The organism is Virgibacillus doumboii, assembly GCF_902806455.1.
Taxonomy (GTDB): domain Bacteria; phylum Bacillota; class Bacilli; order Bacillales; family Amphibacillaceae; genus Lentibacillus; species Lentibacillus doumboii.
This window is the reverse complement of record NZ_CADCWQ010000002.1, coordinates 246075-261960: the sequence shown is the minus strand read 5'-3', so window position 1 is coordinate 261960 and position 15886 is coordinate 246075. Positions and strand designations below refer to the sequence as shown.

At 42.6% G+C, this 15886-nt stretch carries 12 protein-coding genes; all 12 read right to left on the bottom strand.

The window, feature by feature from the left end; translation table 11 throughout:
* Positions 1-27: 27 nt before the first annotated feature.
* Entirely contained in the window at positions 28-858 is an 831-nt protein-coding gene (rplB, locus tag G6R02_RS17550) for a 50S ribosomal protein L2 (protein WP_164670679.1), read from the bottom strand.
* A 31-nt stretch (positions 859-889) separates the two neighbouring features.
* Positions 890-1177, bottom strand: a complete 288-nt coding sequence (gene rplW / locus G6R02_RS17545; RefSeq protein WP_164670678.1) for a 50S ribosomal protein L23 — start codon at positions 1175-1177, stop codon at positions 890-892.
* Positions 1177-1800 (bottom strand): 50S ribosomal protein L4, encoded by a 624-nt coding sequence (gene rplD, locus G6R02_RS17540; RefSeq protein WP_164670677.1) that lies wholly within the window; start codon positions 1798-1800, stop codon positions 1177-1179. Before rplD ends, rplW begins: the two co-directional genes overlap by 1 nt.
* Before the next feature lie 26 nt (positions 1801-1826).
* Positions 1827-2459 carry a 50S ribosomal protein L3 gene (gene rplC / locus G6R02_RS17535; protein ID WP_164670676.1) on the bottom strand — a complete coding sequence of 211 codons (633 nt, stop codon included), beginning with the start codon at positions 2457-2459 and terminating at the stop codon, positions 1827-1829.
* A 30-nt stretch (positions 2460-2489) separates the two neighbouring features.
* Positions 2490-2798: a 30S ribosomal protein S10 gene (rpsJ, locus tag G6R02_RS17530; protein ID WP_077324046.1), complete on the bottom strand. Its 309-nt coding sequence runs from the start codon at positions 2796-2798 to the stop codon at positions 2490-2492.
* Positions 2799-3518: 720 nt separating this feature from the next.
* Positions 3519-4709: an elongation factor Tu gene (gene tuf / locus G6R02_RS17525; protein ID WP_164670675.1), complete on the bottom strand. Its 1191-nt coding sequence runs from the start codon at positions 4707-4709 to the stop codon at positions 3519-3521.
* 123 nt (positions 4710-4832) lie between these two features.
* A complete protein-coding gene (fusA, locus tag G6R02_RS17520; RefSeq protein ID WP_164670674.1) occupies positions 4833-6911 on the bottom strand; it encodes an elongation factor G in 2079 nt (692 codons plus the stop codon).
* 39 nt (positions 6912-6950) lie between these two features.
* Positions 6951-7421: a 30S ribosomal protein S7 gene (gene rpsG / locus G6R02_RS17515; protein ID WP_164670673.1), complete on the bottom strand. Its 471-nt coding sequence runs from the start codon at positions 7419-7421 to the stop codon at positions 6951-6953.
* Between the two features lie 38 nt (positions 7422-7459).
* Positions 7460-7879 carry a 30S ribosomal protein S12 gene (gene rpsL / locus G6R02_RS17510; RefSeq protein ID WP_164670672.1) on the bottom strand — a complete coding sequence of 140 codons (420 nt, stop codon included), beginning with the start codon at positions 7877-7879 and terminating at the stop codon, positions 7460-7462.
* A gap of 142 nt (positions 7880-8021) precedes the next feature.
* The gene (locus G6R02_RS17505) at positions 8022-8273 is read right to left on the bottom strand and encodes a 50S ribosomal protein L7ae-like protein (protein WP_164670671.1); all 252 of its coding nucleotides are present in this window, start codon (positions 8271-8273) and stop codon (positions 8022-8024) included.
* A gap of 131 nt (positions 8274-8404) precedes the next feature.
* Entirely contained in the window at positions 8405-12016 is a 3612-nt protein-coding gene (gene rpoC / locus G6R02_RS17500) for a DNA-directed RNA polymerase subunit beta' (protein WP_164670670.1), read from the bottom strand.
* A 98-nt stretch (positions 12017-12114) separates the two neighbouring features.
* The gene (gene rpoB / locus G6R02_RS17495) at positions 12115-15651 is read right to left on the bottom strand and encodes a DNA-directed RNA polymerase subunit beta (protein ID WP_164670669.1); all 3537 of its coding nucleotides are present in this window, start codon (positions 15649-15651) and stop codon (positions 12115-12117) included.
* Positions 15652-15886: the final 235 nt, after the last annotated feature.

The following is a 15886-nucleotide window of genomic DNA, read 5'->3' as shown; positions in this document are numbered from 1 at the left end:
GATTGTGTCGCCCGTCGTCTTATCCGTTTATTTTTTACGCTTACGAACGATAAATTTATCTGTAGGTTTGTTACGCTGACGAGTCTTGTAACCAATTGTTGGTTTACCCCAAGGTGACAATGGTGATTTACGACCGATTGGCGCACGTCCTTCACCACCACCATGCGGGTGATCGAATGGGTTCATTACAGAACCACGAACAGTTGGGCGCTTGCCTAACCAACGCGTGCGTCCTGCTTTACCTACACGGATAAGCTCATGCTCGATATTTCCAACCTGACCTACTGTTGCACGGCATGTTGATAATACCAAACGTACTTCACCTGACGCTAAACGTACTAGTGAATATTTGTCTTCGCGGCCAAGAATTTGTGCTTCTGCACCAGCTGAACGTGCCAGTTGTCCACCGCGTCCCGGTTTCAATTCAACATTATGAATGATTGTACCTACTGGGATATCTTTAAGCTGAAGTGCATTACCCAACTTGATATCTGCACCTTCACCAGATTCGATTTTTTGTCCTACTTTGATGCCTTTTGGTGCTAAAATATAACGCTTTTCACCATCAGCATAATTTACTAATGCAATATTAGCTGAGCGGTTCGGATCATACTCAACTGTAGCAACGCGTCCAGGTATTCCATCTTTATCGCGCTTAAAGTCGATAACACGGTATTGACGCTTGTGACCGCCGCCTTGATGACGAACAGTTAATTTACCTTGGTTATTACGACCGCCGCGTTTGTATATTGGACTTAACAGGGATTTTTCAGGAGTATCTGTAGTGATCTCTGCAAAGTCAGATGTAGACATGTTACGTCTACCATTTGATGTTGGTCTGAATTTTTTAATCGCCATCTTGTTTTCCCTCCTTCACTGATTCCTGTTCTTAGCCTTCAAAGAAGTCCAGGTCTTTACTGTCTTCAGAAAGCTGTACGATAGCTTTTTTGCGATCTGGGCGGTATCCGCCGTAACGGCCCATTCGCTTGAATTTACCTTTAAGATTCATCGTGTTTACTCGGTTGACTTTAACTCCGAAAACCAGTTCAACAGCATCTTTAATCTCTGTTTTATTTGCTTTTGGGTTCACTTCAAACGTGTATTTCTTTTCTCCCATTAAGTCAGCAGAATTCTCTGTAATGACAGGGCGCTTAATAATATCACGTGGATCTTTCATTATGCAAGCACCTCCCCTGCTTTTTCAGCTGCATCTTTTGTAATGATCAGCTTGTCATGCGTAAGCAAGTCAAGTACGTTTACCTCTTCAACTGTAAGTACATTTACATGTTGAAGATTGTTTGCTGAACGAATTACTGTTTCGTTTTTATCAGCTGTAACGATCAATACTTTTGCATCCAGTTCAAGTGCATCCAGCATTCTCACTACTTCTTTTGTCTTTGGAGCATCGATTGAAATGCTGTCCAAAACAACCAGGTTTTCTTCTTTTGCTTTAGAAGATAGTGCTGATTTAAGTGCCAGACGACGAACTTTTTTCGGCAATTTATAACTGTAACTGCGTGGTGTCGGGCCAAATACAGTTCCCCCGCCTACCCATTGTGGTGAACGAATGGAACCTTGACGTGCACGGCCTGTTCCTTTTTGACGCCATGGTTTAGCGCCGCCGCCACGTACTTCTGCGCGGTTTTTCACAGCATGTGTGCCTTGTCTAAGTGATGCACGCTGCATGATTACCGCTTCATTTAATACATGTGTGTTCGGTTCAATACCGAAAACGGAATCGTTTAATTCGATATCGCCGGCTTTTGATCCGTCTTGTTTTAATAGTGCTACTTTAGGCATGACATATCCTCCCTTCGTGTCTATGATTAATTATCCTTTAAAGCACTCTCAATTTTTACATAAGATTTCTTTGCGCCAGGAATGTTCCCTTTGATTAGCAGCAGATTGCGCTCAGCATCTACTTTAACTACTTCAAGGTTCTGGATTGTAATTTGCTTGCCACCCATTTGTCCTGGAAGTTTCTTGCCTTTAAATACGCGCGCTGGGTCAGCTGCCATAGCCATTGCACCAGCACTTCTGTGAAAGTGTGAACCATGGGTTTTTGGACCGCGTTGTTGATTGTGACGCTTGATCGCTCCCTGGAATCCTTTCCCTTTTGAAGTTCCGGTAGCATCTACCATATCGCCAGCCTGAAAAACATCAACGCCCACTTCTTGACCTGCTTCATATTCATCAAGATTTGCGTTACGGATTTCACGAACGTAGCGCTTAGGGGCTGTGTTTGCTTTATCAGCATGACCTTTTTCCGCTTTATTTGTACGTGATTCCTTTTCATCTGCAAAACCGATTTGTAGTGCTTCATAGCCATCATTTTCTAATGTCTTTTTCTGTAATACTACGTTTGGCTCAGCCTGAACTACTGTTACCGGTACTAATTCTCCGTCTTCAGAAAAAAGCTGAGTCATGCCGATTTTACGACCTAAGATTCCTTTCGTCATCCGTTACACCTCCTATAATAATTCGATAGTTTATAATTTGATTTCGATATCCACACCGGATGGCAAGTCAAGTCGCATTAACGAATCAACTGTTTGTGGTGTTGGATTAACAATGTCGATTAAACGTTTATGAGTACGCATTTCGAACTGTTCACGAGCATCTTTATACTTGTGCACAGCGCGCAATACAGTATAAACAGACTTTTCTGTAGGCAACGGAATCGGTCCGGATACACTTGCACCAGAACGTTTCGCTGTCTCTACAATCTTTTCAGCCGACTGATCTAAAATGCGGTGATCATACGCTTTTAATCGGATTCTAATCTTTTCTTTTGCCATTATTTTCCCTCCTTTTCGCCCATATCATAATAGACATTCTCCGTGAAAATTTCTTGGACATCCGCCATGGCAAAGGGGCCGGGTGTGCCAACAACCTTTCACTTCATCGCCTTTTTGTGACCAACATTCATATTATAATGAAAAAACGTGGTCAATGCAACCTTTTTTAGTAATTAACTATTAGATTGCACATCTATGTATTATACTAACTAGTTGTACTGATTGCAAGGGATGGAGGCAATTTTTTTGAAAAAATTTGGGTCTGGGTGCCGGTTCTTCTACTGTATTTGTTTAGATGCACGGGGTGGGTGCTGTTTCTCCACCGTATTTGTGTAGACGCAGGGGTTTTGGGCCGGTTCTTCTCCGCATTTGTGTAGACGCAGGGGTTTTGGGTGCCAGTCACTTACCATAGTCTCCCATTCTATACGTGCCTTAATAAAAAGTTTTGCTCTATCTCCGGGCGAGTAGTGATGGTAAGTGACTGGCACCCGTTCCCGGACTGAGAGTGGTTTACGTACAAAAACCCTGCCCAAGCAAGTGGCACTCTCTACAAAATGGTTTTGCTCTATCTCCGAGTGAGAGTGATGGTAAGTGACTGGCACCCGTTCTCGGGCTGAGAGTGGGTTTCGTGCAAAAACCCTTCCGAAAAGCAGCACTCTCCTGCCCAAACACCAAAAAAACAGGCAGCGTCGTCACGCTGCCTGTTTAGTATCAAAAATATTACTTATTGATTTTTGAAACTACGCCTGATCCAACAGTACGTCCACCTTCACGGATAGAGAAGCGTGTACCGTCTTCAATAGCGATTGGTGAGATTAACTCAACTTCCATTTCGATGTTGTCGCCAGGCATTACCATTTCCACACCTTCAGGAAGTGTAATAACGCCAGTTACGTCTGTAGTACGGAAGTAGAATTGTGGACGATAGTTAGCAAAGAATGGAGTATGACGTCCACCTTCTTCTTTAGACAATACATAAACTTCTGCTTTGAAGTTTGTGTGTGGTGTAATTGACCCTGGTTTAGCCAATACTTGACCACGGTTAATATCTTCACGGGATACCCCACGAAGAAGTGCACCAATGTTGTCGCCGGCTTCAGCATAGTCAAGAAGCTTACGGAACATTTCAACACCAGTTACAGTAGTTTTAGAAGAATCTTCAGCTAGACCGATAACCTCAACTTCGTCACCAACTTTAATTGTACCGCGCTCAACACGGCCTGTTGCAACAGTACCACGACCAGTGATTGAGAATACGTCCTCAACAGGCATCATGAATGGCTTGTCATGGTCACGTTCTGGAGTTGGAATGTACTCATCAACAGCTGCCATTAATTCATAGATTTTTTCTTCATAGTCTGCATCGCCCTCAAGAGCTTTTAGTGCAGAACCTTTGATTACTGGTACATCATCACCAGGGAATTCGTATTCTGTTAACAGATCACGAACTTCCATTTCTACCAATTCAAGCAGCTCTTCATCGTCTACCATATCTGTTTTGTTAAGGAATACTACGATAGCAGGTACCCCAACGTTACGAGACAACAGAATGTGTTCACGAGTTTGTGGCATTGGACCATCTGCAGCAGATACTACAAGGATAGCTCCGTCCATTTGTGCTGCACCAGTGATCATGTTTTTAACATAGTCTGCGTGTCCTGGGCAGTCAACGTGAGCATAGTGACGAGTGTCCGTTTCATACTCAACGTGAGAAGTTGCGATTGTAATTCCACGTTCTTTTTCTTCTGGAGCACCGTCAATTTGGTCATATGCCATTGCAGTACCTTTACCAGATTGTTTGTGCAATGTAGTAGTGATTGCAGCAGTCAATGTAGTTTTACCATGGTCAACGTGTCCAATTGTTCCAATATTCACGTGACTTTTTGAGCGATCGAACTTTTCTTTAGCCATTTATAGTTCCTCCTTTAAATAAGTAAAAGAATTTATTAATTTATTTGCAGCCGAGGAATAGCAGCTTAAAGCTATTCCTAAGCCTTCAATAAAAGTTATACTTTAGATTCAGGAAAAAATCAATTATTCTCCTGCATTTTTCTTAATAATTTCTTCTGCAATGCTCTTCGGTACTTCTTCATAGTGGTCAAAATGCATGGTGTACTGTCCACGTCCCTGCGTGTTTGAACGCAACACTGTCGCATAACCAAACATTTCCGAAAGTGGAACAAACGCTTTAATGACCTGTGCAGGGCCACGTGCTTCCATACCTTCCACACGGCCTCTTCGTGATGTTACATCTCCCATGATGTCACCCATATATTCTTCCGGAACAACAATTTCCACCCGTTCCATTGGCTCAAGCAGTACTGCCTGACATTTATCTTTGGCAGCTTTCAATGCCATGGATCCTGCAATTTTAAATGCCATCTCGTTTGAGTCTACATCATGGTAACTTCCATCATAAACAGTGGCTTTGAAATCAATTAGTGGGTAACCGGCTAATACGCCGTTTTCCGCTGATTCTACAATTCCAGCTTCAACAGATGGGATATATTCACGCGGAATGACACCACCAGTGATTTTGTTTACAAATTCAAAGCCTGCACCTTCTTCATTTGGTTCAAATTTAACCCAAGCATGACCGTACTGTCCGCGTCCACCAGACTGCTTTATAAATTTACCTTCCACCTCAGCGGAGGCACGGAACGTTTCACGGTATGCAACCTGAGGAGCACCAACATTTGCTTCAACTTTAAATTCAGCTTTTAAACGGTTAACAATAACATCCAGGTGCAGCTCTCCCATACCTGAAATAATCGTTTGACCAGTTTCCACATTTGTTTCGGTTTTGAACGTTGGATCTTCCTCGGCAAGTTTACCTAAGGCAATAGCCATTTTATCCTGATCGGCTTTCGTTTTAGGTTCAATTGCAACAGAAATAACCGGGTCTGGGAAGTCCATGGATTCCAGAATGACCAGATCTTTCTCGTCACATAGTGTGTCCCCTGTAGAAGTATCTTTCAAACCGACTGCAGCCGCGATTTCACCGGAATAAACGGTTTTGATTTCTTCACGGGAGTTAGCGTGCATCTGCAGGATACGGCCAACACGCTCACGTTTGTCTTTTACAGAGTTTTTTACATATGAACCTGAATCCAAAGTTCCTGAGTATACGCGGAAGAAAGTTAACTTCCCAACGTATGGGTCGGTCATAACTTTAAAGGCAAGAGCTGAAAAAGGTGCTTTATCGTCTGCCGGACGGGTTGTTTCATCCTCTGACACAGGAACAATACCTTCGATTGGAGGTACGTCTGTCGGTGCAGGAAGATAGTCAATAACGCCATCGAGAACTAATTGTACACCTTTGTTTTTGAATGCTGATCCACCAAATACCGGATAGAACTCAACATTCAATGTCGCTGTACGAATCGCTTGTTTCAGTTCCTCTTCAGAGATTTCCTCTCCTTCGAGATACTTCATCATCAAGTCTTCATCCAGTTCAGCCACTGCTTCAAGCAGGCTTGCGCGCAATTCCTCTGCTTTTTCCTTATATTCTTCCGGAATTTCACGAGCTTCAGCACGAGTGCCCAAATCATCTTCGTAATAGAAGGCTTTCATTGTTATAAGATCAATAATACCTTCAAAATTATCTTCAGCACCGATTGGCAGCTGTACAGCATGCGCGTTGGCACCCAGACGTTCTTTCAGTGTGTTTGTTGAATAAAGGAAGTCTGCGCCGACTTTATCCATTTTGTTAATGAATACAATTCTTGGCACACCGTATGTTGTAGCTTGACGCCATACGGTTTCTGTTTGTGGTTCAACACCTGATTGTGCATCAAGTACTGTTACCGCACCATCCAATACACGCAATGAACGTTCAACTTCAACTGTGAAGTCCACGTGCCCAGGTGTATCAATGATGTTTATACGATGATTTTTCCATTGAGCAGTAGTCGCAGCGGATGTAATGGTAATTCCGCGTTCTTGTTCCTGCTCCATCCAGTCCATCTGAGATGCACCTTCGTGAGTTTCACCAATTTTATGAATACGTCCTGTGTAGAAAAGAATACGCTCAGTAGTAGTGGTTTTACCTGCGTCGATATGAGCCATAATACCAATATTACGCGTCTTTTCCAAGGAGAACTCTCTAGCCATGTATTCTTCTCCTTCCTGTTAAATGCTTTATTTGTTTTTTTACCAGCGATAGTGTGCGAATGCTTTATTAGCTTCTGCCATTTTATGCATTTCTTCACGCTTCTTAACTGATGCCCCTGTATTGTTTGAAGCATCCAGAATTTCATTCGCAAGACGTTCTTCCATCGTTTTTTCTCCGCGCAGACGGGAGTAATTAACGACATAACGCAATCCTAATGCTTGACGGCGTTCAGGGCGAACTTCCATCGGCACCTGATAGTTTGAGCCGCCGACACGACGTGCACGAACCTCAAGTACAGGCATCACGTTTTTCATTGCTTGTTCAAAGACTTCCATTGCATTCTGACCGCTTCTCTCTGCAACGATTTCAAATGCGTTATAAAGTATTTTTTGTGCTTTGCCTCGCTTACCGTCAACCATGATTTGGTTAATTAAACGAGTTACTAATTTTGATTTATAAAGTGGATCTGGCAAGACATCGCGTTTAGGTACTGGTCCTTTACGTGGCATATGTCCCCCTCCTTTCCCTGATGATTATAATAAACCCATTATTTTTTATTTTTAGGTCTTTTTGTGCCGTATTTAGAGCGGCCTTTTGCACGACCTTCAACACCAGCAGTGTCAAGAGCTCCACGTACAATGTGATAACGCACCCCTGGCAAGTCTTTTACACGACCACCACGGATTAATACTACACTGTGCTCCTGAAGATTGTGACCAATTCCAGGAATATATGCAGTTACCTCCATGTTGTTAGATAAACGAACACGTGCATATTTACGAAGTGCAGAGTTCGGTTTCTTTGGAGTTAATGTACCAACACGAGTACATACGCCACGTTTTTGTGGTGAGTCCTGGTCTGTGAATCTTTTCTTAAAGCTGTTGTATCCTTTGTTCAGTGCAGGAGAGTCAGCTTTTTTTGGTTTGTTTACACGACCTTTACGTACAAGTTGATTAATTGTAGGCATTGCAGTTATCCTCCCTTCCTATTTTTATCCAGTTAAATCAGTAAACCACCCATTTTCTGGTTACTGTGTAATACCACATAACCAGGTGGTTCATTTTTAGCAAAAAACAAAGCTTTCGCGAAAATAACTTCGCCAAAACCATTTATTGTTTTACTGCTACTGCGGATGCACCAACATCTATACCGCATGCTGCGCCCAATTTCTTTTTCGAGTCAACGCGTACACATGGCACATTCAGTTCATTTGCTGCACGTTCTATCTTTTCTATTATGTGCTGGTCGGCATCATCTGCAATAAACACTTCGCTTACATCACCATTTTTCATAGCTTTAAGCGTTTGTTTCGTTCCGATTAATAAACGCGATTTCACTTGAGTCACTTTTTCATAAGACATCGCACATCCTCCAAAGTAACAAGTATAATCGGAAGCACCTTGAATATATTATCATTCTCGTTTTTTAATGTCAACTTAAATTTTATTGTTTTAAGTGCTTCCGATTTTTGATCACTTGTTTTTGAAAACGGCTATTGCACCGTTTCTGTCTCTTCCGGCTCTTCGATGTTTTCCTCTGGCTCATCTACAGCCGGTTCGATTTTGCGATAACGCTGCATTCCAGTACCAGCCGGAACCAGTTTACCTATTATGACATTCTCTTTTAGACCTAATAATTCATCCCGTTTACCTTTAATAGCAGCATCTGTCAGTACACGAGTTGTTTCCTGGAATGATGCCGCAGATAAGAATGAATCAGTTTCAAGCGATGCTTTCGTAATACCAAGCAATACAGGTTTACCGATAGCCGGCTGATTTCCTTCCTGTAGTATGGATTGGTTTGCATTTTTGAACTGGTGAATTTCAAGCAGTGATCCAGGTAATACATTTGTGTCACCGGAATCAACAACGCGGATCTTACGAAGCATTTGGCGAACCATTACTTCAACGTGCTTATCACCAATTTCAACCCCTTGCATACGGTATACGCGTTGAACTTCCCGCAGCAAGTAATCCTGCACACCATCCACACCTTGTACGCGAAGAAGTTCTTTCGGGTCAACAGAACCTTCAGTAAGTTCTTCTCCGGCAATTACTTCATCGCCGACAGTAACTTTCATGCGTGCATTATACGGTACAGCGTATGACCGTTGTTCCACGTCACCTTGAACAACGATTTCCTGTTTATCTTTTACTTCTTTTATTTCGTGAATCGTACCGTGTATTTCGCTGATTACTGCCTGACCTTTAGGATTACGCGCTTCGAACAATTCCTGAATACGCGGTAAACCTTGGGTGATATCGTCTCCTGCAACCCCACCTGTGTGGAACGTACGCATTGTCAGCTGTGTACCAGGTTCACCGATAGATTGTGCAGCGATAATACCTACCGCTTCACCAACCTCTACTTCATCACCTGTTGCCAGGTTACGACCATAACATTTCTTGCATACACCATGTTTTGTATTACATGTGAATGCAGTTCGTATGATTACTTCCTCGATTCCAGCTTCAACGATTTGCTTAGCTTGATCTTCAGAAATAACCGTATCAATGTCAGCGAGCACTTCATTTGTTTCCGGGTGACGGACCGTTTCAAATGCTGTGCGTCCAATCAGACGGTCGATTAATGGTTCTATCATTTCTGTTCCATCAGTTAATGCCGATACAGTCAATCCGCGATCCGTGCCGCAATCATCTTCACGAATGATTACATCCTGCGCCACATCGACAAGACGACGGGTCAGGTAACCAGAGTCGGCTGTTTTCAGTGCTGTATCCGCAAGACCTTTACGGGCACCGTGTGTCGAGATAAAGTACTCTAATACTGTCAGACCTTCACGGAAGCTCGATTTAATCGGCAATTCAATAATTTCACCAGCCGGGTTTGCCATCAGACCACGCATACCGGCAAGCTGAGTAAAGTTAGATGCGTTACCCCTTGCACCTGAATCACTCATCATGAAGATTGGATTTCGTGCATTCAGGGAATTCATTAATCGATTCTGGATATCATCTTTTGATTGTGACCATATAGCGATAACCCGGTCATAACGTTCTTCATCAGTGATCAAACCACGTCTGAACTGTTTTAACACTTTATCCACTTTCGCTTGTGCATCATCAAGGATTTTTTCTTTCTCTGCTAATACAACGATATCAGATACACCCACTGTCATACCTGCTTTTGTTGAATAGCTGAATCCAAGATCTTTCATACGGTCAAGCATTTTGGATGTTTCGCTGATTTTGAAGCGTTTAAACACTTCAGCGATAATATCACCAAGTATACCTTTCTTGAACGGCGATATAATTTCGCGGTTTTTAATATCTTCTTTTATATCTGTACCATTTTCAACAAAATATTTGTCCGGTGTTTCTATTTCCAGATTGTGTTTTGTTGGCTCGTTAATATACGGGAATGATTCTGGTAAAATCTCGTTAAAAATCAGTTTCCCGATTGTTGTTATGATCAATTGACCTTGCTGTTTATCCGTAAATGTCTTTTTATTTAAACTTGATGCCTGAACGGCAACTCTCGTGTGCAAGTGTACATAACCGTTTTGATAGGAAAGCAATGCTTCATCGACATTTTTAAATATACTTCCCTCACCAACAGCATCTTCACGTTCCAGTGTTAAGTAATAGTTACCTAACACCATATCCTGTGATGGTGTAACAACTGGTTTCCCATCTTTTGGATTCAAAATGTTTTGAGCAGCAAGCATCAGGATACGCGCCTCTGCTTGAGCTTCTGCTGATAATGGAACGTGTACCGCCATCTGGTCCCCATCAAAGTCAGCATTATAAGCTGTACATACTAATGGGTGCAGGCGGATTGCCCGGCCTTCAACCAATGTTGGTTCAAACGCCTGAATACCTAAGCGGTGCAATGTCGGTGCACGATTCAACAGTACAGGGTGTTCTTTAATAACTTCTTCAAGAACGTCCCAAACTTCCGGATGTACGCGCTCAATTTTCCGTTTTGCCGACTTAATATTATGAGCAAATCCTTTTTCAACAAGCTCTTTCATAATAAATGGTTTAAACAGTTCAAGCGCCATTTCTTTCGGCAGACCACATTGATACATTTTCAAATGAGGTCCTACAACGATAACTGAACGTCCTGAATAATCGACACGCTTACCAAGCAGATTTTGACGGAAACGGCCTTGCTTCCCTTTCAGCATATGTGATAATGATTTTAATGGTCGGTTACCCGGACCTGTTACCGGACGTCCCCGACGGCCATTATCAATTAATGCATCCACCGCTTCCTGAAGCATACGTTTTTCGTTTTGTACGATAATGCTTGGCGCACCAAGATCCAATAAACGTTTAAGCCGGTTATTACGATTAATAACACGACGATACAGATCATTCAGGTCGGATGTTGCGAAACGTCCACCATCAAGCTGTACCATTGGACGGATTTCCGGTGGGATAACCGGCAATACATCCAGAATCATCCATGATGTTTCATTGCCTGAGTGGCGGAATGATTCCAATACTTCCAAACGTTTGATTGCACGTGTTCTGCGTTGTCCCTGTGCTGTTTTCAGCTCTTCTTTTAATGTATCGACTTCTTTTTCCAGATCGATATCCTGAAGAAGCTTGCGAATTGCTTCGGCACCCATTTGCGCTTTGAAGGATTTGCCATATTTATCGTAATATGCACGATATTCCTTTTCAGAAAGAAGTTGTTTCTTCTCAAGTGGCGTATCTCCTGTTTCCGTAACAATGTATGCAGCGAAGTAAATTACTTCTTCCAGCGCACGTGGCGACATATCTAAAACAAGACCCATGCGGCTTGGAATTCCTTTAAAATACCAGATGTGAGAAACAGGTGCAGCTAATTCAAGATGCCCCATACGTTCACGACGTACTTTAGCTTTTGTAACTTCTACACCGCAACGATCACAAACAACACCTTTGTAACGTACTCGTTTATACTTTCCGCAATGACATTCCCAGTCCTTTTGCGGGCCGAAAATCCGTTCACAAAACAACCCGTCTTTTTCCGGCTTTAATGTACGGTAGTTAATCGTTTCTGGTTTTTTGACCTCGCCGTATGACCAAGAGCGAATTTTTTCTGGTGAAGCTAACCCAATTTTCATATACTCAAAGTTATTTACATCTAGCAAGGGGCCTACCTCCCTTTTAGTGTGCGATTTTCCCATTTACTTAGAATTGAAATAGTTGATGATGCTGACCCCACCAGGGGAGTCAACATCGTTTACATTTATTTTTCTTCTACTTCTAAGTTAAGTTTGCTTGCAGCTTGCGTTTCTTCTTCTTCCAGTTCGCGCATTTCAATCTCCGACTCATCACTTGAGAGCATTTTAACGTCCATTCCCAGACTTTGCAGCTCTTTAATCAGTACTTTGAACGATTCCGGTACTCCCGGTTCGGAGACATTATCACCTTTGACAATTGATTCATAGGTTTTCACGCGTCCGACAATGTCATCTGACTTCACTGTGAGAATTTCCTGAAGCGTATAGGCAGCACCATATGCTTCGAGCGCCCATACTTCCATCTCACCGAAACGCTGACCGCCGAATTGTGCTTTACCGCCTAATGGCTGTTGCGTTACAAGGGAATATGGTCCAGTTGAACGAGCATGCAACTTGTCATCAACCATGTGTGCAAGCTTAATCATGTACATGACACCCACAGATACACGGTTATCAAACGGTTCTCCGGTTCTGCCGTCATAAAGAATTGACTTAGCGTCTTTCGGCATTCCTGCTTCTTCCAGGGTATCCCATACATCCTGTTCATTTGCACCGTCAAATACCGGTGTTGCAACATGAATGCCCAGCTGACGTGCAGCCATGCCCAGGTGCATTTCAAATACCTGACCAATATTCATTCGTGACGGAACCCCTAATGGGTTAAGCATAATATCAATCGGTGTTCCATCCGGCAGGAACGGCATGTCTTCTTCAGGTAATATCTTGGAAATAACACCTTTGTTACCATGTCGTCCAGCCATTTTATCCCCTTCGTGAATCTTACGTTTTTGAACAATATAAACGCGAACAAGCTGGTTAACGCCAGGAGGCAGTTCATCACCGTCTTCACGGTTGAAAATCTTGACATCTAAAACGATACCTCCAGCTCCATGCGGAACACGTAAAGATGTATCACGAACCTCACGAGCTTTTTCACCAAAAATAGCGTGAAGCAATCGTTCTTCAGCAGATAACTCGGTTACCCCTTTTGGTGTTACCTTACCTACCAATATATCTCCATCTGAAACCTCGGCACCAGTACGGATTATTCCTTGTTCGTTAAGATTTTTCAGCGCATCTTCACCAACATTTGGAATATCCCTTGTGATTTCTTCCGGTCCAAGCTTCGTGTCACGGGCTTCTGACTCATATTCTTCAATATGAATGGATGTATATACATCATCTTTTACAAGTCTTTCACTCATAATGATCGCATCTTCGTAGTTATAACCTTCCCATGTCATAAAGCCTACAAGAACATTACGACCAAGTGCCAGTTCACCATCTTCCATGGATGGACCATCAGCAAGTATTTCACCTTTCGTTACACGGTCTCCCTCACTGACAATCGGGCGCTGGTTATAGCAAGTTCCCTGGTTGGAACGAATATATTTCTGCAGGCGATAAACATCCACATCACCTTTTACTTCTTTTCCATCAACTTCAGATACTTGTCGAACATGTACTTCTTTCGCTTCTACACGTTCAACAATTCCTTCGTTACTGCAAATGATCGCTGCACCGGAGTCTTTTCCGGAAACATACTCCATTCCCGTACCTACAATAGGTGCTTCAGGCTGCATCAACGGTACAGCTTGGCGCTGCATGTTCGCACCCATTAATGCTCGGTTGGAGTCATCGTTTTCCAGGAAAGGAATACATGCTGTAGCAGCTGAAACAACTTGTTTAGGAGAAACATCCATATAATCAAGTTTTTCGCGAGGAACGATTGTATTCTCACCACGAAAACGTGCAATAACTTCTTCGTCTGTAAACGTGCGGTCCTCATTCAGACTGGCATTTGCCTGTGCAACTATAAAATTATCCTCTTCATCAGCTGTAAGGTAATCTATTTGTGCTGTTACCTTACCAGTTTCCGGATCAACCCGACGATACGGTGTTTCAATAAAACCAAACTTATTAACCTTCGCATAGCTGGATAATGAGTTTATCAAGCCAATGTTTGGCCCTTCAGGTGTCTCAATCGGGCACATACGGCCATAGTGTGAATAGTGAACATCACGCACTTCAAATCCTGCACGTTCACGCGTCAAACCACCAGGCCCAAGCGCAGACAAACGCCGTTTATGCGTCAATTCTGCCAAAGGATTCGTTTGATCCATAAACTGTGATAATTGTGAGCTTCCAAAGAATTCTTTAATCGAAGCAATCACAGGTCGAATATTTATCAGTTGTTGCGGTGTAATGCTGGATGTATCCTGAATTGACATTCTTTCGCGCACAACACGCTCCATTCGGGATAAACCAATTCGGAATTGGTTTTGCAGCAACTCACCGACTGAACGGAGTCTTCGGTTACCCAAATGGTCAATATCATCTGTACCCCCAACCTGATGGAGCAAGTTAAAGAAGTAACTTATTGATGACAGGATGTCAGCAGGGGTTATATTCTTAACTCCCGTGTCCACACCACCGTTTCCAATAACATCCAGTTCTCTTTCCCCGTTTGGATCAGTTGGGTCTACTATTTTAATTGATTGCAAATGAATAGGATCCTCCAGAACCCCTTCCTGAGGCTCAAGAACCTTTTCACCAAGTTTATCCTCTTCATTTTCCAAATATGGAATAATTTTATTCAGCAATTTACGTTCCAGCTTATCGCCTTTTTGCGCAAGAACTTCACCGGTTTCCGGATCGACAACTGGTTCAGCCAGCACCTGGTTGAATAACCGGTTTTTAATATGAAGCTTTTTGTTCATTTTATAACGGCCTACATGTGCCAGGTCATATCGTTTCGGATCAAAGAAACGGGAAACCAATAAACTCTTTGCATTTTCCACTGTAGGAGGCTCACCTGGACGCAAACGCTCGTATATTTCCAGCAGAGCTTTTTCTGTCGTTTCGGTGTTGTCTTTTTCCAGCGTATTTTTCAGGTACTCATTATCACCTATCAGATCAATGATTTCCTGATCCGTGCCAAATCCAAGCGCACGCAAAAGCACCGTGATTGGCAATTTCCGTGTACGGTCAATCCGTACATAGGCCACATCTTTGGCATCTGTTTCAAATTCCAGCCAAGCTCCACGGTTAGGGATAACGGTTGCGGTTATTCCGCGTTTACCGTTTTTGTCTATTTTTTCGTTATAATAGACACTGGGTGAACGCACAAGCTGCGAAACAATTACACGTTCCGCTCCGTTAATAATAAATGTACCTGTGTCTGTCATTAGCGGGAAATCACCCATAAATACTTCCTGCTCTTTTACCTCACCGGTTTCGTTATTAATTAAACGAACCTTCACGCGAAGCGGAGCATTATAAGTAACATCCCGATTTTTGGATTCGTCTACAGGATATTTTGGTTCTCCCAGACTATAATCGACAAATTCCAGTGATAGGTTACCTGTAAAATCTTCAATAGGAGAGATATCCTGAAACATCTCCCGCAAACCTTCTTCCAAAAACCACTGATAAGAAGCGGTTTGAATCTCTATCAGATTCGGTAATTCTAACACCTCGCTAATACGCGAATAGCTCCTGCGTTGGCGGTGCCGTCCATACTGAACTAGTTGACCTGTCAACTGCTTCACCCCTTAAATCATTGCATTTTTCATAAATCCTATCTGAAAAATGACTAATTATTTATTAGAAAAAACAAACTGATATAAGATGATTTAATCAGTCGTTTTTTGAATCCTATTTTCATTGATGCGAAACAACAATAGCACAAGTACTATTGCCTGAAAAACATACTGAACAAACTTGTAATTCCAACGTTTTACAAGTACAGTATTTTTTTCACCGGTAATATACTTT